Source organism: Niallia oryzisoli, assembly GCF_036670025.1.
In the GTDB taxonomy this organism is placed as follows: Bacteria; Bacillota; Bacilli; order Bacillales; family Cytobacillaceae; genus Bacillus_BD; species Bacillus_BD oryzisoli.
Genome location: NZ_CP137640.1, coordinates 64350 through 85000, shown reverse-complemented (window position 1 = coordinate 85000; position 20651 = coordinate 64350). Strand labels below are relative to the sequence as shown.

General features: G+C 39.8%; 21 protein-coding genes (1 of these 21 only partly in view). All 21 read right to left on the bottom strand.

From position 1 onward, the window contains the following. Positions 1-1410, bottom strand: partial view of a lysine--tRNA ligase gene (gene lysS, locus R4Z09_RS00410; RefSeq protein ID WP_338450492.1) — the 5' portion only. 75 nt of this gene lie to the left of the window's left edge; 1410 of the gene's 1485 nt are visible here — the first part of the coding sequence; it begins with the start codon at positions 1408-1410; its stop codon lies beyond the left edge, outside the window. A gap of 240 nt (positions 1411-1650) precedes the next feature. Continuing rightward, positions 1651-2643 carry a tRNA dihydrouridine synthase DusB gene (dusB, locus tag R4Z09_RS00405; protein ID WP_338450491.1) on the bottom strand — a complete coding sequence of 331 codons (993 nt, stop codon included), beginning with the start codon at positions 2641-2643 and terminating at the stop codon, positions 1651-1653. A 22-nt stretch (positions 2644-2665) separates the two neighbouring features. Further along, positions 2666-2887, bottom strand: a complete 222-nt coding sequence (locus tag R4Z09_RS00400) for a helix-turn-helix transcriptional regulator (protein ID WP_338450490.1) — start codon at positions 2885-2887, stop codon at positions 2666-2668. Next, positions 2839-3366, bottom strand: a complete 528-nt coding sequence (gene folK / locus R4Z09_RS00395) for a 2-amino-4-hydroxy-6-hydroxymethyldihydropteridine diphosphokinase (RefSeq protein ID WP_338450489.1) — start codon at positions 3364-3366, stop codon at positions 2839-2841. The genes R4Z09_RS00400 and folK overlap by 49 nt, the downstream gene beginning before the upstream one ends. Position 3367: 1 nt before the next feature. Further along, on the bottom strand, positions 3368-3730 hold the full coding sequence (gene folB / locus R4Z09_RS00390; protein ID WP_338450488.1) for a dihydroneopterin aldolase: 363 nt from the start codon (positions 3728-3730) through the stop codon (positions 3368-3370). Then, positions 3723-4559 carry a dihydropteroate synthase gene (gene folP / locus R4Z09_RS00385; protein ID WP_338450487.1) on the bottom strand — a complete coding sequence of 279 codons (837 nt, stop codon included), beginning with the start codon at positions 4557-4559 and terminating at the stop codon, positions 3723-3725. The genes folB and folP overlap by 8 nt, the downstream gene beginning before the upstream one ends. 304 nt (positions 4560-4863) lie before the next feature. Next, on the bottom strand, positions 4864-5793 hold the full coding sequence (gene cysK / locus R4Z09_RS00380; protein ID WP_338450486.1) for a cysteine synthase A: 930 nt from the start codon (positions 5791-5793) through the stop codon (positions 4864-4866). Positions 5794-5924: 131 nt separating this feature from the next. Then, positions 5925-6803, bottom strand: coding sequence for an Hsp33 family molecular chaperone HslO (gene hslO, locus R4Z09_RS00375; RefSeq protein WP_338450485.1), 879 nt, complete (start codon positions 6801-6803; stop codon positions 5925-5927). 155 nt (positions 6804-6958) lie between these two features. After that, positions 6959-7741: a type III pantothenate kinase gene (locus R4Z09_RS00370; protein WP_338450484.1), complete on the bottom strand. Its 783-nt coding sequence runs from the start codon at positions 7739-7741 to the stop codon at positions 6959-6961. A gap of 123 nt (positions 7742-7864) precedes the next feature. Further along, positions 7865-9835 carry an ATP-dependent zinc metalloprotease FtsH gene (ftsH, locus tag R4Z09_RS00365; protein WP_338450483.1) on the bottom strand — a complete coding sequence of 657 codons (1971 nt, stop codon included), beginning with the start codon at positions 9833-9835 and terminating at the stop codon, positions 7865-7867. A 135-nt stretch (positions 9836-9970) separates the two neighbouring features. Continuing rightward, positions 9971-10510, bottom strand: coding sequence for a hypoxanthine phosphoribosyltransferase (hpt, locus tag R4Z09_RS00360; protein ID WP_338450482.1), 540 nt, complete (start codon positions 10508-10510; stop codon positions 9971-9973). 120 nt (positions 10511-10630) lie between these two features. Further along, positions 10631-12019: a tRNA lysidine(34) synthetase TilS gene (gene tilS / locus R4Z09_RS00355; RefSeq protein ID WP_338450481.1), complete on the bottom strand. Its 1389-nt coding sequence runs from the start codon at positions 12017-12019 to the stop codon at positions 10631-10633. 154 nt (positions 12020-12173) lie between these two features. Beyond that, positions 12174-13187 carry a serine/threonine protein kinase gene (locus tag R4Z09_RS00350; RefSeq protein WP_338450480.1) on the bottom strand — a complete coding sequence of 338 codons (1014 nt, stop codon included), beginning with the start codon at positions 13185-13187 and terminating at the stop codon, positions 12174-12176. Then, entirely contained in the window at positions 13156-13893 is a 738-nt protein-coding gene (locus R4Z09_RS00345; protein ID WP_338450479.1) for a VWA domain-containing protein, read from the bottom strand. Before R4Z09_RS00345 ends, R4Z09_RS00350 begins: the two co-directional genes overlap by 32 nt. 173 nt (positions 13894-14066) lie before the next feature. After that, positions 14067-16544, bottom strand: a complete 2478-nt coding sequence (gene spoIIE / locus R4Z09_RS00340) for a stage II sporulation protein E (protein ID WP_338450478.1) — start codon at positions 16542-16544, stop codon at positions 14067-14069. 325 nt (positions 16545-16869) lie between these two features. Continuing rightward, the gene (locus R4Z09_RS00335; RefSeq protein ID WP_338450477.1) at positions 16870-17352 is read right to left on the bottom strand and encodes a S1 domain-containing RNA-binding protein; all 483 of its coding nucleotides are present in this window, start codon (positions 17350-17352) and stop codon (positions 16870-16872) included. Between the two features lie 84 nt (positions 17353-17436). Continuing rightward, the gene (locus R4Z09_RS00330; RefSeq protein ID WP_338450476.1) at positions 17437-17838 is read right to left on the bottom strand and encodes an FtsB family cell division protein; all 402 of its coding nucleotides are present in this window, start codon (positions 17836-17838) and stop codon (positions 17437-17439) included. Between the two features lie 14 nt (positions 17839-17852). Further along, positions 17853-18485 carry a spore cortex biosynthesis protein YabQ gene (yabQ, locus tag R4Z09_RS00325; protein WP_338450475.1) on the bottom strand — a complete coding sequence of 211 codons (633 nt, stop codon included), beginning with the start codon at positions 18483-18485 and terminating at the stop codon, positions 17853-17855. Then, complete coding sequence (gene yabP / locus R4Z09_RS00320) at positions 18482-18784, bottom strand: sporulation protein YabP (RefSeq protein ID WP_338450474.1); 303 nt, start codon at positions 18782-18784, stop codon at positions 18482-18484. Before yabP ends, yabQ begins: the two co-directional genes overlap by 4 nt. A 124-nt stretch (positions 18785-18908) precedes the next feature. Then, positions 18909-19175: an RNA-binding S4 domain-containing protein gene (locus tag R4Z09_RS00315; protein WP_338450473.1), complete on the bottom strand. Its 267-nt coding sequence runs from the start codon at positions 19173-19175 to the stop codon at positions 18909-18911. Between the two features lie 16 nt (positions 19176-19191). Then, positions 19192-20649 carry a nucleoside triphosphate pyrophosphohydrolase gene (mazG, locus tag R4Z09_RS00310; protein ID WP_338450472.1) on the bottom strand — a complete coding sequence of 486 codons (1458 nt, stop codon included), beginning with the start codon at positions 20647-20649 and terminating at the stop codon, positions 19192-19194. Positions 20650-20651 lie beyond the last annotated feature (2 nt).

Genomic DNA, 20651 nt, shown 5'->3' with positions numbered 1-20651 from the left:
GTCAATTCCAATACCTAACCCTCCTGTTGGAGGCATTCCATATTCTAATGCTTCAATAAAATCATCATCCATTTGATGCGCTTCATCGTTTCCTTGCTCACGTTCTTTTAACTGTGCCTCAAATCGTTCGCGTTGATCAATTGGGTCATTTAATTCAGTAAAAGCGTTGGCATGCTCACGACCTACAATAAATAGCTCAAAACGATCTGTGAATCGAGGATCCTCCTCATTTTTCTTGGCAAGCGGTGAAATTTCAACTGGATGTCCATAAATAAACGTTGGCTGAATTAACTTCTCTTCTACCTTTTGCTCAAAGAATTCATTAACGATGTGGCCGTATTCCATATTATCGTTAATTTCAATTCCGTTTTCTTTCGCAAGCTGTCTAGCTTCCTCAACGCTCATTTCCTTCCAGAAATCTACCCCTGTATATTCCTTAATCGCATCCACCATATGAAGTCTCTTCCATTGCGGTGTTAGATCCACTTCATAATCACCATATTGAATCTTCGTTGATCCTAAAACCTCTTGTGCCACATGTGCAACAAGGTTCTCTGTTAGAGCCATGATATCACGATAATCAGCATATGCCTCATAAAGTTCAATCATTGTAAATTCAGGGTTATGTCGTGTAGAAACTCCTTCATTACGGAATACACGGCCAATTTCATAAACCTTTTCAAGTCCACCTACGATTAGTCGTTTCAGATGGAGTTCAATAGCAATCCGCATAAATAACTCCATATCTAAGGCATTATGATGAGTAATGAACGGACGGGCTGCAGCACCACCGGCAATCGAATGCATCATCGGCGTTTCCACTTCTAAATAACCGTGCTGATCAAGATAGTTACGGATAGAGCGAATGATACGGCTTCTCGTTACAAATGTACCCTTGCTCTCTTCGCTCATAATCAAATCTAGATAACGCTGACGGTAACGTTGTTCAACGTCTTTAAGACCATGGAATTTATCAGGAAGAGGACGCAGTGATTTAGTTAGAAGCTCGAAGTTATTTGCTTTGATCGACAGTTCGCCAACTTTTGTTTTAAAAAGCTTACCGGTAATTCCAACAATATCACCTAAATCTGCAATATTAAAAATCTCATATTGTTCGTCTCCGACTGCATCCTGTCGAACATAGATTTGAATTTGTCCGCTGATATCTTGAATATGTGCAAAACCGGCTTTTCCTTTTCCGCGCTTTGTCATAATTCGGCCTGCAATTGTAACTGAAACATCCTTTTCATCTATCTCTTCTTTTTCAAGTGCCTCATATTGTTCTTTTAACTCCAATGCAAGATGAGTACGTTCAAATCGTTTACCGAACGGGTCTAGCCCTTTATTACGTAATTGAGCCAGCTTCTCCCTTCTAACTTGCAATTGGTCATTTAATTCTTCATGACTCATTATTGTTCATCTCCTATATTGAATCAGTGTATGTGAGTAGTTAATCTGTATCAGCTAATTTTTGCATACTATACCATTTTACACAAACTATTGCCTTCGTAAAAGTTTTAATGGAAAACTTCTTAAATAAAAGCTTTAAAAAGCGAAACATACAAGATCAATACAAAAAACTGCCGGTTACATAGCCTGGCAGTTCTTCTGTATTACTACTTTATCAATGAATGTTTACTAAAGAGTATATTACCCTACTTGTTTTTGCAATTCTTCTTTATCCAGAACTAGACTATTTAACAAAGTAACCATCTCTTCTCTTGTGTTACATTCATTAATCGTATTTCTAGCTTTTCCGGTTCCGCTAATTCCCTTTAGATACCATGCTGCATGTTTACGCATTTCCCTTACCGCGATATACTCATTTTTCAAATCAATTAATCGATCAAGGTGAAGAATACATACATCAATTTTCTCGCGAACGGATGGTTCGCTCATTAACTCTCCCGTTTCCAGGTACTTTACGGTACGGTAAATCATCCATGGATTACCCAGGGCAGCTCTGCCGATCATGACGCCATCGCAGCCTGTTTCTTCAAGCATACGCTTTGCATCCTGCGGTGTCTTTACATCTCCATTCCCGATTACTGGAATGCCAACCGACTGTTTTACTTCACGGATAATATCCCAGTTTGATGTTCCTTCATACATTTGCACTCGGGTACGGCCGTGAAGAGAAACAGCACTTCCGCCAGCACGTTCTATTGCCTGTGCATTTTGTACTGCATAAATATGATCCTCATCCCAGCCCATACGCATTTTTACTGTTACCGGTTTATCGACCGCATCAACAACAGCCGCAACCATTTCATAGATTTTATTCGGATCAAGCAGCCATTTCGCTCCGGCATCTACCTTTGTAATTTTCGGAACTGGGCAGCCCATATTAATATCAATAATGTCTGCATTTGTATTCTCATCTACAAATTTAGCCGCTGCGACAAGAGATTCCTTCTCACCGCCGAAAATTTGCAGGCTAAGCGGTTTTTCGCCTTCATCTATATATAACATATTCATTGTTTTTTCATTTTTATATAAAATTGCTTTATCACTAACCATTTCAGCGCATACTAAGCCTGCACCAAATTCTTTTACTGTTAAGCGAAAAGCGGAATTGCAGACCCCAGCCATTGGAGCTAATACCACTGGATTCTTCATAACTATATCGCCTATTTTTAACATGCAATACCTCCCATTCCATTATCTATACGGAACGATTTTCCTCAAGCGGCCTTAATTCATTTCTGCTTATATTAAGCGCATTGGCTATTTTTTCGATAATTTCTTGCGAAGGCATTCTGTTGCCTCGCTCAATTTCCCCTAAAACTGAAACAGATACACCTAATTCCTTAGCGAAACTCTCCTGCGTAAACCCCTTTAGTTTTCGAAAAGCGCGAATACGTCTTCCCCATTTTTCTCTTTCCATACTCGTACCCCTTCTTTATCAGATAACTGATCTGCTATTTCACATAAAGGCTGTTTCAAAGTTGGAAGCAGAATGTCAGGGGAGATTTCTAATAAAGGAATGATAACAAATGACCTTTCATGCATGCGCGGATGCGGTACAACAAGCATCTCAGTTATAATATTTTCGTCATTATACAATAGAATGTCAAGGTCTATTGTCCTCGGACCCCAGTGGATTTCCCTTTTTCTCCCAAGTTCTTTTTCCGTTTGCAAACAAGCTTCCAACAATTGATAAGGCGACAGCGCAGTCCTTACATGTACTGCCATATTTAAAAATAAATCCTGCTCTTCATACCCGACCGGATCTGTTTCATAAATAGATGAAACATTTACCACCTTAATCGGGTAGTCATTTTCTAGTTTTTTCAGTGCCTCTTCAAGGTTTTTCATTCTATTTCCCATATTTGATCCTAGGGAAAGATATGCTGTGTGATTCATTTTATGGGCGGCTCCTTGTAATTTCGATGGCAACTGATTCATAATGACCTGGAATTGGAGGATTAGGCTTGATTACCTTTACCGTAATGGACGATACTTTTATAAATTGTCTTAGTATTTCATCAGCAATCTTTTCTGCTACAGCTTCAATTAGCTTGTATGGCTTCCCTTCAACAACCGATTTACATACCTCAAACAAATCAACGTAACTAATCGATTCCTCTAGATTGTCCGTTATACCGGCACGCTTTAAGTCTGTCTCAACTCTTAAATCAACCATAAATCTTTGTCCGAGTCTTGTCTCTTCCGGTAAGACCCCATGATACCCGTAGAATTCCATTTTGTTAAGATAAATTCTATCCAACTACATCTACCTTTCCCATCATGGCATCCATCATTTTAGCCATTCTGCTGATTTCTTTTACATCATGAACACGGAAAATCTGGCATCCCTTTTGAATACCGAAGCAAACAGCAGCACCCGTTCCCTCCACACGTTCATGAACAGGAAGATTCAAAACTCCTCCAATCATTCGTTTTCGGGAAGGCCCTAAGAGGACAGGATAACCTATAGCAACTAGCTTATCCAGATTTCTCATCATCTCAAGATCCTTTTGCAAATCCTTGGCAAAACCAATGCCTGGATCTAAAATGATATTCTCATCCTTTACACCAGCTTTTTTTGCAATTGAAATGCTCTCGAAGATATCATTCAAACAATCACGGAAAAATGATTGATAGTTCACATTATCGCGATTATGCTGAAGAATGATCGGCACCTCTAACTCTGCCGCAACACCAGCCATATTAGGGTCGGCCTTTGCCCCCCAAATATCATTGATAATGTGGGCACCCGCTTTAATCGATTCCTTTGCCGTTTCAGCTTTAAACGTATCAATTGACATTGGCACCGAAACAGATTTTGAAATGGCTTCTATCACAGGAATAACACGCTCAAGTTCTTCCTGGACAGAAATAGGCGTATATCCTGGCCGTGTTGATTCTCCGCCAATATCAATAATATCGGCTCCATTTTCAACCATTTCTTGTGCACGCTCAACAGCCCGCTCTATCTCGTTATATTTACCACCATCTGAAAAAGAATCCGGCGTGACATTCAATACGCCCATAATCAATGATTTCTTTCCGTAATCAAGCGTGTATGAACCACATTGGATCGTCTTATTCGACATATTAACACCTCTATATCATAAATATTCGTAATTTATCATTTAATTGCGGGATTTGCTATTATATAAATCTTCTCTCTCATTTTATGATATTATAACCGTGAAAAAAAGAAAAATCAGCCTTTTTAAAAAACGAATCGCTAATAAATCGCTTAATTTTGTGGTTATACGACATTTCGTGTATAACATTTTACAAAATTCGCGTAAAAAGACCTATAACTCCATTTGCCATAGGTTATTACTCACACGAACAATAAGAGAAAAATAAAAAAGGGCTATCCCGTTAAAGGACAGCCCCTTTTTTATATTATTCAGCATCAAATTGATATAATGCAGTACTTAAATAACGTTCACCGTTATCAGGGATGATTGCAACAACCTTTTTACCTTTGCCTAGCTTCTTAGCAACTTCTAAAGCAGCATGGATGGCAGCTCCAGCAGAGATTCCACCAAGGATTCCCTCTTGTTGTCCTGCACGGCGGGCAGCTGAGAATGCTTCCTCTGTTGAAACCTTAATGATCTCTTCATAAATATCGGTATTTAATACTTCAGGAACAAATCCTGCACCAATACCTTGGATTTTATGCGGACCTGGTTTTCCTCCAGATAGAACTGGTGAATCAACTGGTTCAACTGCATAAATTTTGATATCTTTATATTTTTCTTTTAATACTTCACCAGCACCAGTGATTGTACCGCCTGTTCCGATTCCGGCAACAAATGCATCTAATTGATCACCAAACTGTTCTACTAGCTCTTTACCAGTTGTATTTCTGTGAATTTCTGGGTTTGCTTCGTTTTCAAACTGCTGCGGTAAAAAGTAACCATGCTTTTCAGCAAGTTCATTTGCTTTTCCAATCGCACCTTTCATTCCTTCAGGTCCTGGTGTTAACACAAGCTCTGCGCCATATGCACGAAGAAGATTGCGGCGCTCCATGCTCATTGTTTCAGGCATAACTAGAATCGCTTTATAGCCTTTAGCTGCAGCAACCCATGCTAAACCGATTCCTGTATTTCCACTTGTAGGTTCGATAATTGTATCACCTTTTTTTAATTTACCGCTTGCTTCAGCAGCCTCAATCATAGCTAATGCGATACGATCCTTTACGCTGCTTCCAGGATTCATATATTCCAATTTTAAATAAACATCTGCACTATTTTCATCAACGATGTGATTTAGTTTAACAACTGGTGTTTGACCGATTAATTCTGTAATTGAATTTGCAATACGTACCATTCTTTAGCACCCTTTCATATCCCGAGTAGTTTTATTGGATTAATTATCTTTAATTTAACCCTATTGGCACTATATGTCAACTACTTTTACCGGAATTATACATTTTTTTAAAGAAAATTCTTAAGATAGACCTAAATAGCTTCTTGCTTTAACGCCTCTAACTCTTCAGCAGTGTATAGGTACTTTTGATTACAGAAATGACAATGTGCTTCTGCTTGACCGTCTGTTTCAATCATATCCTGAATTTCTTTCTTTCCGAGACTAACGATGGCATCGCCAAATCTCTTCTTTGAGCAAGTACAGGTAAAAGAAACCGGCATTTTTTCAAGGAACTTAATATATTCTTTTCCTAAAATTTCAATCAATATTTCCTCAGGAGTCAAACCCTTTTCGATTTGCTTTGAAATTGGAGGAATCTCCGTCAAGCGTTTTTCTATTAGACTGATGGTTTCATCAGACGTGCCCGGCATTAGCTGAATAATAAAACCGCCGGCAGCTAATATCGAGTTATCAGGGTTAACCAGTACTCCGACACCAACTGCAGATGGTACCTGCTCTGAGGCCGAGAAATAATACGTAAAGTCTTCCCCTAATTCGCCGGAAACAAGCGGCACCTGGCCGGTGAAAAAGTCACGCATGCCAATATCCTTGACAACAGTCAGCATACCGGAAGTCCCAACAGCCCTTCTTACATCTAATTTCCCGTGCTCATTTAAATCAAAATGGGTCTGAGGATTCGCAACATACCCTCTTACTTCCCCTTTAGCATTAGCATCTACTAAAATATGACCGATCGGGCCGTCCCCTTCAATTTTAACAGTTAATTTTTGTTCATCCGATAACATAGCTCCCATCATGACAGTTGCTGTCATCGCTCTCCCTAATGCAGCAGAAGCCGTGGGCCACGTATAATGACGGCGCTGTCCCTCACCTACTGTTTCGGTAGTGCGGGCAGCATAAGCACGTACCTGCCCCTCAAAAGCCAAGGCTTTAACTAAATAATCTTCCATCTTATTACTCCTTTCTTAAAAAGCGAAAGCGCCTTGCCCACCCTTAGGCATAGCATAAGACGAGCCGGCTGGAAGGTTGTTCTTTAACCTTCAAGACGGATTGGCTAGACCATCTGGGGGTAGGCGCTGCAGCTAGACATATATCTCAATTGACGTTAACTATTCTTTAGATTCTCCATATTTCGCTTATAAATAAGTCTTAATCCCTTTAAAGTTAAAAATGGATCTACAATATCAATGACGGTTGATTCTTTGGAAATAAGCCCTGCCAATCCGCCTGTTGCGATAACAGTAGGAGGCTGCTTACTTTCTGCCTTCATTCTATTAACAATTCCCTCCACTTGACCTACATAGCCATAAAGGATTCCTGACTGCATAGCAGAAACAGTGTTTTTGCCGATGACCCCATCTGGACCGACGAGCTCAATTCTTGGAAGTTTGGCTGCACGAGTATACAATGCTTCTGTCGAAATACCTATTCCCGGAGCAATCGCTCCACCTAAATATTCCTTTTCCTCGTTAATGTAGCAGTAGGTCGTTGCCGTTCCAAAATCAACAATAATCAACGGACTGCCGTATTCATAGATTGCACCAACCGCATTGACAATCCGATCTGCACCAACTTCTCTTGGGTTTTCATATTTTATGTTTAACCCGGTTTTTACACCAGGACCTACAACTAACGGTTTAATATGGAAGTACTTTTGGCACATTCTTTCCAACGCAAGCATGATTGGAGGCACAACCGAAGAAATAATAATTCCATCGATATCAGAGAACTTAAGGTCTACATGATCAAATAAATTCTTTATAACCATGCCATACTCGTCCTCTGTTCGGTTACGATGGGTTTCCACTCTCCAATGATGGATTAACTCTTTCCCACTATATACGCCTAAAACGGTATTTGTATTCCCTACGTCAAAAACAAAAATCATTACTATTCACCACATTTTCTTTAAAATCTTTTTATTCTGCAAACATCATAACACATTTGTCCATAAAATGATTTATTTACAATATACAAAAAGGCGCTCGTCTAGGAGCGCCTTTACGTGTACTTAAGAACGTTTATCTGGATTCTCTTCCTGCTCAGCAGGCTTCCCAGCATCCAGATTCTTTTCTTCTGTTTTCGTCTCATCATCTTTTTTGCTGATCGTTACTTTTACATTTTCTGTAGAAGCATCATTCACTTGTCTGTTAGGAAGTGTTCCATGGTCAGCTAAATGGTTGATTTGTTCAGCATCCAATGTTTCTACTTCAAGTAAAGTAGTGGCAATGATGTCCAGTTTGTCACGGTTTTCTGTAAGTATTTTTTTGGCCTTTTCATAGCACTCTTTTATAATACGTTGAATTTCAAGATCAATTTCATATGCTATTGCATCTGAGTAGTTCTGTTCATTATGGAAGTCACGTCCTAAGAAAACTTGGCCGCCTTGAGATTGTCCAAATTGTAGAGGCCCAAGCTTATCGCTCATTCCAAACTCTGTAACCATTCTACGCGCAATTCCAGTCGCACGTTGGAAGTCATTATGCGCACCAGTACTTACTTCACCAAACACGATATCTTCTGAAACACGACCACCAAGAAGACCTGTAATCTTATCCAGCAGTTCAGGCTTCGTCATAAAGTAACGGTCTTCCTTAGGAAGCATAACAGCGTAGCCTCCCGCTTGACCACGAGGAACAATCGTCACTTTTTGTACAATTTCTGCATCATCAAGTGTTAATCCAATAACTGTATGTCCAGCCTCATGGAAAGCAACAATTCTTCTTTCCTTTTCGGAAATAACCCGGCTCTTTTTCGCAGGTCCTGCAATCACCCGGTCTGTTGCTTCATCAATATCTGTCATATCAATTTTCTTTTTATCACGACGGGCTGCCACTAACGCAGCTTCGTTTAAAAGGTTTTCCAAGTCAGCTCCTGAGAATCCTGGTGTACGCTGGGCAATTGCCTTTAAGTTAACTTCATCATCTAAAGGCTTATTGCGCGCATGTACCTTCAATACGGCTTCACGGCCTTTTACATCAGGGCGGTCAACCGTGATTTGACGGTCAAAACGTCCAGGACGCAGAAGGGCTGGATCTAGGATATCAGCACGGTTTGTAGCAGCGATAATAATGATTCCTTCATTTCCGCCAAACCCGTCCATTTCAACAAGCAATTGGTTTAGTGTCTGCTCACGTTCATCGTGTCCTCCGCCAAGTCCGGCACCACGCTGACGACCAACGGCATCAATTTCATCGATGAAAATAATACATGGAGCATTTTTCTTCGCTGTTTCGAATAAATCACGAACACGTGAAGCCCCTACCCCGACGAACATTTCAACAAAGTCCGAACCACTTATCGAGAAGAAAGGAACTCCAGCTTCACCAGCTGTTGCACGGGCAAGTAATGTTTTACCTGTACCAGGAGGTCCTACAAGAAGTACCCCTTTCGGAATTCTGGCACCAAGCTCAACAAACTTTCTTGGATCCTTTAAAAATTCAACAACTTCAACAAGTTCTTGCTTTTCTTCATCTGCACCTGCAACATCCTTAAAGCGAACCTTTTTCTTGTCTTCACTGTAAAGCTTCGCTTTGCTCTTACCAAAATTCATGACCCGGCTTCCGCCGCCTTGAGCTTGATTGAGCAGGAAGAAGAATAAAATGAAGATAATGACAAACGGAATAATAGAAGTAAAGAACGTTACCCATCCGCTTGTTTCCTTGGCTGGCATTTTTTCAAGCTTCAAATCAGCCTCAGCTGCCATGGAATTGATTCGTTCAATCTCACTATCTGTATTGGATACATAAGTGATAAAGTATTTGCCTTCTTCATATCCCTTTAGCTGTCCGCGGACTTCGAGAACACCGCGTTCAGGCTGCATCGATAGAGACGTTACATCTCCATTCTCAAGGTGCTCCATAAACGTATCATACGTTATATTATCTGTAGGTTGATTACCACTATTAAAGAAACTTACTACACCTATAATGACTAGAAAAATTAATAAATAAAAGATGGTATTACGGAAAATCCGATTCATCCCTTGCCTCCTCCCACGGTCAACAAACTATAGTGTATAGTACCATAGAAAAACATGGTAATACAAGAAATTACACTTTTGAAACCATTTACGATGTTGATGTATCAAATGTATATATAAAAAATTTATTACCTATTAGTTACTGTATATATGCGGTTTCAAAACACCGATATATGGAAGGTTGCGATATTTTTCAGCATAATCCAAACCATAACCGACTACAAAAGCATCTGGAACAATAAATCCTACATAATCTGCTTTAATATCTGCTTTACGTCCGGTTGGTTTATCAAGCAGGGTAACAATTTTCACTGACTTGGCTTTACGATAATGGAATAACTCAGCTAAATAACTTAATGTTAAACCGCTATCGATTATGTCCTCAATAATCAGAACATCACGTCCCTCAACAGACGCGTCTAAGTCCTTTATAATTTTCACCTCTCCGGAAGAAACGGTTGAACTTCCATAGCTTGAAACATCCATAAAGTCCATTTCCAAATGAGTATCAACCCTTTTAAGAAGGTCACCCATGAATAACATAGCTCCCTTAAGAACACCTATTGCTAGTGGGAATTTATCTTGATAATCCTCTGTTAGCTGTGCTCCTAATTCTTTTATCTTATTTTGAATTTCTTCTTCAGATAGTAATACTCTTTCAATATCATTTTTCATGTTTAGTATGCCCCCTAGGTGATCATTGCATAATGAAGTATCTTTATTATAGAGTTAGTATCCTTTATCAAAAGTTTTCTCCATTCGCTAATTGTTTATCCAATCCCTTTTGATAAAACATTACTCGTTTTTCTTTTTATATGTAATAAGAATATAATTCATATCCTTAGTTACCACCGCTGATTCTCTGCATTTTTTCAATCCCGGCAGCCAGAGGATTCGATTTTGTCCGTCTGTTATCACCGGCCAACTGTCTCGCTCATCAAAAGGTATTTTCTGATCGATAAAAATGCTTTTAATTTTTTTTGTCCCTTCCATTCCTTTCAGACTCATCCGGTCTCCCGGTTCTCTTGTTCTAATGATGATTGGAAGCGGAACATTATTTTTATTTAACAGAATAGAATCCATTGGACTATGCTCAAGATTTGTAAATTCCAGTGTTATCCTATCTCCGTTTGGCAATATGTATTCTCCAGGCTGTTCTAACTCGAAAAAGAATTCTTCCCGGCTGTCAGAGTTGAAGGCAAAATGGCATAACCGGTAGGATCTTTTCACCTTCAACCCGGATGGGAAATCCAAGCTACCGGAAGGATTACTTCCTTCAATCAGCGAAAAAAACTGGTCAATATGTACAGCAGATAAGGATGCCGGCCTTTTTTTGTATAGATAGTTTAATATTAGTTGAATGCCTCTCCTTTGTAAAGAAATTGGCATTGCTTGGAAGGCATCTAGGTCAATGGAAATTTTATTAGCTTGTTTCTCTTTCCATACTGTATTCATCTTTTTAATCGTTAATTCCTGCAGAAGCTCCTCGTCCTGCTGCAGTTCCTCGCTAAACCGTTGAAATTGCTCATGTACACGTTGGTTTTCTTGCTTTAAAAAAGGAACGACATGGTGTCGAAATCGATTCCTAAGATAAACATCCTTTTCATTGCTGGGATCTCGACGGGGACTTAACTCATGCTCTAAACAATACTGTTCAATTTCAGCTCTGCATAACGTTAAAAACGGTCGGAAAATATAACCGTTCCGAAAAGACCTCATAAAAGGAATACCGGCCCTTGATGACCCTGAACTTCCACGTGTTAATCTCATTAAAATTGTTTCAATCTGGTCATCCCCATGGTGAGCTAAAGCTGCATATGTAAGCTGGTACTCGTGCATTACTTCGGCAAAGAACCCATAACGGCACTCTCTGGATGATACCTGTGAGCTTTTCCCCGTTTTCTCCATATACTCCGGAACGTTTATCCGCTTCATTGCAAATGGTATTTGACGGTCATTGCAAAACTTTTCAACAAACTTCGCTTCGTTATATGATTCCACCCCTCGGAACATATGGTCGACGTGGCCAGCCACTATATAAAAGTTCTGCTGCTTCTGCTTTTCCCATAAAAGGTGTAATAAAGATAAGGAATCAGGTCCTCCTGATACACCTACAAGAATTCTTTTACCAGTCAGTGTAAAATGTTTATGTTTCAAAAAACGGTCTACTTTCTCTTCTATCATTACAGTTCTTCCCTGCCACTAAATCGTATTAAGATACATTTATTTCTTATTTATTAGGATACCATTTTTCTAACTGGTAACCAAAGGACAAACCTTATAAATTTTTTTCTTTTTTTAAGTAGGAACGGACATTTCACCGTTGTTTTTCATTCAGCTATATCAACTGGCCAAAAATATAGAACATATAAAATAGCAGGACCACCATGATCAGAGAAAATGTTTCAACAAAGCTGCCCTTTTTCTGCTTTTTCTGTTTTGCCTGCCTGCTAGCATTGGTTTTTACCCCTGTTTGTCCAGACACCTTTTGACGATTAATGCGACTTTGGGTGCTTGTTTGTTGACCTGTTGTGTGACGGTTTCCGCTAACATGACTGAGATATTTTAATAAATCATTACGCATCTCTTCAGCTGATTGATAATGCCCCTCAAGCGCGTGGATAATAACTGCTTCAAATTTTTGCAGCTCCTTACTTTGCTGTACTTGATTACGAAGCTGCATAATCCCCCCGGCTGTTTTCGTAAACCGTTTTGGGTATGCCGTATTAATCATAATCATGGCGACAGCAAATAAATCATATCCTGGATCCGCCTTTCTCGAACCAAGACCCCAATAACCTCTGTCATAAAACTCAGTATACTCCTTGATCGCTCTTCCTTGCATCGTCGTGCCGCCGACATCGATGCAGCGTATCCTTGGGGGCGGACCTGTTACAATCAAGTTCTCCGGCTTTAAATCACCAAATACCCAGCCATTGTGGTGAAGCTGCCCTAAGTCGGATAAGAGCTGTAAGATTAATACAGGCAGCCAGGAAAGTCCCTTCTGTTTAATAAAGGACATAAAGTCCGGCCCTTGTATATATTCCATGACATAAAATGAAATTTGACCGTTATTTTGTTCCCAATCATCTACATCAAGCAAAGAAGGCCCAAGGGCAGATCCCTGGACCTTTGCAAAGGATTTAAGTACATTCACCTCTGACGTAATAGACATTCCGTTTTCGCTCATTTTAAGCGCAACATATTCATGGTGCCGCTTTGCAAGATACACGATACCGTTGGCCCCAAATCCCAACTGTTTCACTATGGTATAACGGTGTTTATGCCATTTGCCTTGAACGATTGCCCCGGGGTTCACTTTACACTGATTCTTCATAGAATGATTCATCATCGCGAGAAAGCAGGCTCCTTAATGAACGTTTTTTCTGGAAATATTGCAGTGCTTCACTTATGGCAGGTCCTGTCGGTGTAATTCCTCCTGTTGATAGTTTTGAAAAAACACTTGTCAATGACTCGAGCCGCGGCGTCCAATCTAATAATTTATCGACGTCATTCTTTTTCCCGGGAAATACGAACACAGAAAAACGATTTTCACCGGACCGGGCATTTAAACTCAAGGATAGGTCAAGAAGGGCCTCTTTAACAGTCGGCAGCTTCTGCTTCATACTTGCACTTGTGTCAACGAGGATAAGCACTTCGAGCTCTACTGTTTCTCCAAGTTCATCAACTACCTCCATCACTTCTCCCCTTTTTTCCGGGGGGAGATCCTCTAGTGTATGTGATTGTCCTAGGATTTGCTGCAGCTCCTTATTTACAACTCCCTGAAGAGTCTGTGTCATCGCCTTTCTCGTAACCATTTGAACGGTCTGCGAAAGCTTTTGCGCATAGACTACTTGACTAACCCCGCCTCCAGCCAATGAAACGTCTTCAATTTCCTTTAATCCCTTTTCATCTATGATATCCTGATCCATAACCCCAATTACATTGACGGTTATCCCATGCTCTTTAGCCAGAGCAGCCATGGCAATAGGATCTTCTCCTTGATTTGAGCAGCCATCCGTTATCAGTAGAATTTGCTTTAACGTACCAGTCTTCATCAGGAATCCCTCCAAATCTGAAATGTTACCATTTTCGACGATAAGGAGGGAAATTATACATAAAACAGATAAATACCCCAAGCGTAAAATAGCCGGCAGTGATTCAGCTTCTGCATGAATCACTGCCGGCCATTAATTAGGTTGTATTGAGTTAATTAAGGAGAGCTCGTCCATTAGTTAGCTTTCTGTTTGTACTGCGGAACAGGAATTGAGGCCCATTTCGGTGTATTGTGTTTAATTTTTGCTACGAGAACAGTCATGTCATCATCAATATAGCCTGACCTCGACCTGATAACCTCTTCCATAATTACATCAGCTACACCTTGCGGCTCTTCTGTCTTTAACTCTTTTATTTTTCGTTTCATCCATAAATCATGGTTCTCTACATGCTTTGGACCTTCAAACACACCATCGCTCATCATGATTAAAAGGTCACCAGCTCTTAATTGTTCACTCACAACATCTACCTCGAAATCTTCAATGATTCCCATCGGCAAATTGCTTGCCTGGATTTTCAAAACCTTATTGCCTCTTTTAATAAAGCTTGGTGTAGAGCCGATTTTTAGAAACTTTGCCGAAGCATTTTGTAAATCCACCATCGCTAGATCCAAGGTAGAAAAGATCTCATCCGTTGTTCGCAATGACAGAACAGAATTAACAGATTTAATGGCGACCCTTTCTTCGATTCCGGACTGAAGTATTTTTTGCAGAAGCTGGAGCGTTTCCTGACTTTCAATATGGGCACGTTCTCCGTTACCCATCCCATCGCTGATCGCTATGGCATATTTTCCGCAGCCAAGCTCCGTTGTAGAATAGCTGTCACCTGAAATTAAGCCGCCATCCTTTGCAGCATGTGCCACGCCGACCTCTACCGAATATGCCTTGGCAGAGCGGAATGTTACATGGTAGAAGTCATTTCCAAATGGAGAATATTCTTCAGAATTAACAATAATTGTTTCACCTAAAATATCGGAAAGAATCGGTGCAATAAGCTTCTCACATTCCCCATGTCCTTGATAATCCGGGATGGTCATATCGATATCCACATTCCCTTGTTCGAGACTGTAGATTTCAACTTGCTCAATTTCAATGCCGAAGTCCTGCATTGCCTCAAGGATAAGCTCTTCCTGCTTGTGATGATTTTCCCTTTCACGCTGGATTTCCTTTGCGAAATTGCCCATAATTTCAGACACACCTAATAACTGGTCAGCCACTAATTTCCTCGATTCCTTTACCTGCCTTTTCAGCTTTTGATTGGCTTGATAATAAGTTAATTCCTGCTGCATGGCTTCAACAACCTTTTTCGGCTTGACGCAGTGAACTCCCCACTCCCGATATAATTTTTGCGAAACTTCTCCACCTTTTTGCTCCATATCAAGCATAATTTCCTTCATAAAGTCATATGTTTCATTAAAGTTCCTTGTCCAGCATTGTTCCTTACGATGACATAGCTGGCATGTTTTTTCCGTTACATTGCTTAAAAAGTAATCAAGCTCCCGGTCAGTATCGTCCCATTCTGTCGGTTCACTCTGATGATTAAAGCTATTAGAAAGGGCCTGGAATACATGAGAAAATTGCGCCACCCTTTGCGAAGTCACATCTCTCATCTTTCTCATATATTGCTGCTGCTCCTGTGAATGTTCTAACGTGCCAGGAATATATTTTGCTAGTCTGGAAGTGAATGTTTTAGGGGTTAGAAATAATAAAGCAATAGCGGCGGCTGACTCCAGAAGTGTTTTAAGTAAGGCCGCATTGCCGTCTCCATACATACCGATCAATAGGGTTGCAATCAGCAACCCAAACGAGACGCCAACCTTTTTCCCCTCTTTTAATAGACCTCCGAGCAGGCCTGAAAAAGCTAATAAACTCATATGTGAGAAGCTGGAAACACTGGCTAAGCTAAAGATAAGACCGGTGACAACTCCAACAGTTGACCCCACTGTTGCTCCTGCTACAAAAGCAAACACCAGCACAAGGTACCGCGATAATACATGATCAATTGAAATGTCGTATACCGTCCAGCCAATCGTTCCAGTCATGACGGAAGCCAGTAATATAATTAAACAGACAATTTCCTCCGTCTTTAACGACTGTCTGCGTTTTGAAATCGATAGTAAAGGAAGACCTTGTAAAAAGATAAGGGTTAAAATAAAGCCTAAACTGGATTCCACACCGGCCATCATCAGTTCATACAAGCTAAACTTACCTGAAACGATATAGCCCTCAACAAGACTGCCAATAAGCAGTACAAAAAATACATAAAAAGGAATGAATTTGACCTCATTTTTCAACCATTTTTTTGTAGCCTTATAGGAAACTAAAAATAACAGCGTCAACACAAATGTAGAAACTGCATCAACTACAGAAAGCGTAGCTGCACCTCCAATAAGACCGATTAATGCTAATGGCGCCCGATCCTTTCTTACAAGATATACAGCAGCAAAAAAAGGAACGCTAAATGGAGTTAATTTGGCTAAGATTAATGAACGTCCAAGTAAAAATCCTATTAATAAGAGGATATAGCCCTTTTTGAGAAAAAGGGTTTCCATGTTTGCTTGAAAGTTAGTAAAGGGATTTGCAAACTTTAATTTAGATTTTGCAAGGTTAACGTCCCTGATAGGATCCATGAAATTCCGCTCCACCTTTTCCACGCAGCTTCACTCCCTGCCTAAGTATTTTTTATTTATTATATAGACGGGAGCTTTAGAAGTTTGTCAAAATGGCGGACAAGCCCTCTTTTTTCGTTCGACTCATTTCCACCAAAAGTCTAAAAATAACAGGAGAAACATGTGCAATAGGTGCTGGAATAGCAGATATTTACTATATGATAAAACATCCTGTCTTTTTGTGTGACAGGCTTTTTAATATTCCATTTGATATCTTATACAAAAAAAAAAGACAAACCCAACAATTGGATTTGTCTGTTATATAGGGAATACGACGATACCCTGCTATTGTATAGAAATCAGCAGCAAGTTATCCTCTTCTAGCGCCTCTTCCTCCACGTTTGGACTCAGTATTACGCTTTAGGGAAGATAACCGATCTTCACTATCCTTTAAAAAACGTGCCATTTTCATTTCAAAATTCTCTTTAGGAGCTCGGTGGTTATCATTTGATCTTCCCTGCCCATGACGCGGACGCCCAGAGTGTCCTCCTCTTGAATCGCCTCTGTCACCTCTGTCATTTCTCATCGGTCTATCCGGTCTGCTTGGTCTTTCAGGTCTGTCTACAGCCTTTTTAATGGAAAGGCCAATTTTTCCATCCTTTTCCACATTAATAACCTTTACTTCGACTACATCGCCAACTTTAAGATGGTCATTAATATCCTTGACATAGTTATCTGCAACCTCACTAATGTGAACAAGCCCGGTTGAGCCTTCCGGCAGCTCCACAAATGCTCCAAAATTAGTAATTCCTGTTACCTTTCCCTGTAACTTGCTGCCTACTTCGATTGACATAAAAAGAAACTTCCTCCTTAAAAATATGCAAAATCATACTTATATTATATTATACAAAATAGAAAGAAAGAGTGCAATACAGCCTCAGTTGGATGATTTTTCCGCCTTCTGCTTATTTGTTTCCGGGAGTGTGAAGATAATTTCATTGTCTTCAGAAAGAAAATATTCACTTCTTGCCAATTTAGCAATATACTCATCATCCTTTAATTTCGTTACCTCTTCTTTTAAAAGCTCTTCTTCATGTTGAAGGGAGGCAAGATCTTTCTGCAGCTGTTCCTTCTCCTCTGCCTTTTCTGCCAGCACCGAGTTTTGTGAAATGAGTGTCGAGATCATCAAATAAGATATGATAATAGCAAAAGCGAAAAAAACAGCCAACCGTCTGTATAGAACCTTTTTTCGTCTTGCTGCACTGATTTGACTCTCCTCTTGTTGCATTGCATAGTTTGTCTGAAGTTTAGCTATATTGTGTTGCTTGATGGCACTCACTTCAGTAACCCTCCTTACTTATTACCCTTTTTCCATTTTGCGGTCATTTTAATAATAGTATTCTTTATTGTTCTAAATTTTCCTGCCAATTCATTATATAACTTCTCGACTGATTTTTTAAGAGGTTTGGGGAATAGTTTCCAAAAAAGTAACAATATCCACTTTATTGGCTTAAATAGGATTTTTATTGTGAATTCCACGCACTTTAATACGGTCTTTAATAACACTAAGAGACCCTTACCAATCATGATCACCGTTGTAATAAGCATGCTGATGAGGGCCAGGATCGGTTTATAAATAAAAATAAGAAAAAGCCTCACAATAAAGCGGGATACCGAAATAACAAACGAAATAAGCCATTCTAGACACCTTAGGTATAATTGTCTACATAAGCTTTGATAGGCTGCAAAACCGCATAATAAGGCAAGAAATATATAAAATCGTAATTCTCCCTGGTTTACATTGAATAATACATAAAAAATAAATAAACCTTGAAAGGTCCAAAATAAAATATCATTGATAAATACAAGCCAGCTCTTTCTTTTACTTCTTTGGAGAAATCGATTGTATGTATCAAGAGCTGCTCCAAAAAAAGTCCCCATGCCGATCATTGCCAGCATAGTCATGAATTGTGTGGTTAATGTCATCGAAATAACTTGCTAAAGAAGCCTTTAGCCTTTTCTCCATGATGTTCATCAATGTAAACCAGATCAAATACTTTTCCTTTTATCGATACGATACCTTTATCGACATCAAGATTTTTCATTTGCAGATTTTCCCCTTTGATAGCTAAAAACCCCATAACGGTTTCTAATAAAAACTCCTCGTTATCAAAGCTTTCCACCTGTTTAACACCCGTAATATCCAGCAGCCTTCTTCCTCTCATAATTACATCATGCTCTTGGACAGTCCCTTTAGAAGAATTATTATCGTAATATTGACTCATTCCCATCCCTCACAATCATTTTGTACAACCTTTTTGTACATGTTTATGAAGGAATAGTGGATTTAGAACACGAACATAAAATGCGGCTTGCCATAACGACAAGCCGCCTTATCTAGTTCCATTATTAAAACTCCTCAGGGATCCTTTCATCCTTGATAGTAGTGTACATACTAGCCGCTTCTTCCTTTTTTGTTGTTTCCTGAAGTTTTTCAATCTTAACTGTAACGACTCTTTGACCAAAGCGGACCGTTAACTCATCACCGACTTTGACATTGGAGCTGGCCTTTGCCTGAATGCCGTTAATCGATATCCGCCCTTGGTCAGAGACCTCCTTCGCCAATGTCCGTCTTTTGATTAATCTTGATACCTTTAAAAATTTATCTAAACGCATATCTAAACTCCTTTTCTCATAGTCCGGCCTTTTTCGCTTCTTCCCAGTAACGATCAAGCTCCTCCAACTGGTAATCTGTAAACGGCCTGCTGCTCTCTTCCACTTTTTTCTCTATATATTGAAAACGCCTAATAAATTTTTGATTCGTCATAAATAATGCTTCATCAGGGTTTATATCATAGAAACGGGCGATATTCACAAGTGCAAACAGAATATCTCCAAACTCCTTTACTGCTTGTTCATTACGATCATCCTTGATTTCCTGTTCAAACTCGCCGATTTCCTCCTTCAGCTTTGCCCATGCACCGCTGACATCCGGCCAATCAAAGCCAACCTTAGCTGCCTTTTTCTGCAACTCATATGAACGAAGAATGGTCGGCAGTGATGTTCCTACTTCACCTAGTATAGATACAGGCTGTTCACCTTTTTCCTTCTGCTTAATCTCCTGCCAATTCTTAACAACATCCTCCGCTGTCTCAGCTGTTTTATCTCCAAAAACATGAGGATGGCGGCGTACCATCTTTGCAGAGAGGCCTTCGATCACATCATCAATGGAAAAATAACCATCATCCTCTCCGATTTGGGCATGAAGGAGAACCTGTAATAATACATCTCCGAGCTCTTCAATGAGATGATCGATATCCTTTTCCTGAATCGCTTCAATGACTTCATAGGCTTCTTCAATTAGATACTTTGTTAATGATTCATGTGTTTGTTTCAAATCCCAAGGGCAGCCGTTTGGTCCTCTTAGCTCGGCAATGATGGCCCTCAACTTACTAAAGTCCTTATACAACATGGTTTCATCGGTTACAGGTGGAATATACACGGACGTTAAATTACTTAACTTTGTTTCCCGGTCAAGCTCAACCAGCGGGACCTTTCGGATGCTTTCCTCCTTGCTTCCTGCTGCTGTAACTATGTATACATCATAATTATATGGAAGTCTTTCCATAAAGGTCAGCTTTACGTTCGATGCCATAAAGGAATCATATACCTGACCAACCAGCATATGCTGTCTCAACTGGAACTCCTCGAGCTTTAAGTCGGTTGCATCCAATAATTGAAAGCCTTCAATCGGATCAATTTGCAAGGCTGTAAAAATATCATCTAAAAAGCTTTGGCCTCCGATCACTTCAAGTTCAATCCCAGCTGCCTTACTTCTTTTCAATAAAAGCTGGACCGTCCTTTCTGCAACAAGCGGGTGACCAGGAACACCATATATTAGCTCTTCATGATGGTCCATTGATAGTAATGTTTCACAAATTTCTTCATATACTGCTTCAAACTGTTCATTTTTTTCATAAATCGAATCAAATGAATGATATTGAAATCCCTCTTTTTCCAATTCAGCTACCACCGGATGCTCCTTAGTCCGTAAATAGACTGGTTTATCACTTTTAAGCAGTTTATATACACCCAATGGGAGCTGGTCAAGGTCACCGGCGCCGAGGCCGACAATATATATTTTCTTCATTT

Bases quoted from the DNA above. Each gene is read 5' to 3' on its own strand.
- R4Z09_RS00350 (WP_338450480.1), bottom strand. From the start codon at position 13,187: ATGATGAATCATTCTATGAAGAATCAGTGTAAAGTGAACCCCGGGGCA.
- hslO (WP_338450485.1), bottom strand. From the start codon at position 6,803: ATGGAAGATTATTTAGTTAAAGCCTTGGCTTTTGAGGGGCAGGTACGT.
- yabQ (WP_338450475.1), bottom strand. From the start codon at position 18,485: ATGACATTAACCACACAATTCATGACTATGCTGGCAATGATCGGCATG.
- yabP (WP_338450474.1), bottom strand. From the start codon at position 18,784: ATGAGTCAATATTACGATAATAATTCTTCTAAAGGGACTGTCCAAGAG.
- folP (WP_338450487.1), bottom strand. From the start codon at position 4,559: ATGTCGAATAAGACGATCCAATGTGGTTCATACACGCTTGATTACGGA.
- hpt (WP_338450482.1), bottom strand. From the start codon at position 10,510: ATGAAAAATGATATTGAAAGAGTATTACTATCTGAAGAAGAAATTCAA.
- folK (WP_338450489.1), bottom strand. From the start codon at position 3,366: ATGAATCACACAGCATATCTTTCCCTAGGATCAAATATGGGAAATAGA.
- R4Z09_RS00345 (WP_338450479.1), bottom strand. From the start codon at position 13,893: ATGAAGACTGGTACGTTAAAGCAAATTCTACTGATAACGGATGGCTGC.
- tilS (WP_338450481.1), bottom strand. From the start codon at position 12,019: ATGATAGAAGAGAAAGTAGACCGTTTTTTGAAACATAAACATTTTACA.
- ftsH (WP_338450483.1), bottom strand. From the start codon at position 9,835: ATGAATCGGATTTTCCGTAATACCATCTTTTATTTATTAATTTTTCTA.
- dusB (WP_338450491.1), bottom strand. From the start codon at position 2,643: ATGTTAAAAATAGGCGATATAGTTATGAAGAATCCAGTGGTATTAGCT.
- R4Z09_RS00335 (WP_338450477.1), bottom strand. From the start codon at position 17,352: ATGTCAATCGAAGTAGGCAGCAAGTTACAGGGAAAGGTAACAGGAATT.
- cysK (WP_338450486.1), bottom strand. From the start codon at position 5,793: ATGGTACGTATTGCAAATTCAATTACAGAATTAATCGGTCAAACACCA.
- R4Z09_RS00315 (WP_338450473.1), bottom strand. From the start codon at position 19,175: ATGCGTTTAGATAAATTTTTAAAGGTATCAAGATTAATCAAAAGACGG.
- R4Z09_RS00370 (WP_338450484.1), bottom strand. From the start codon at position 7,741: ATGATTTTTGTTTTTGACGTAGGGAATACAAATACCGTTTTAGGCGTA.
- mazG (WP_338450472.1), bottom strand. From the start codon at position 20,649: ATGAAGAAAATATATATTGTCGGCCTCGGCGCCGGTGACCTTGACCAG.
- R4Z09_RS00400 (WP_338450490.1), bottom strand. From the start codon at position 2,887: ATGGAAAGAGAAAAATGGGGAAGACGTATTCGCGCTTTTCGAAAACTA.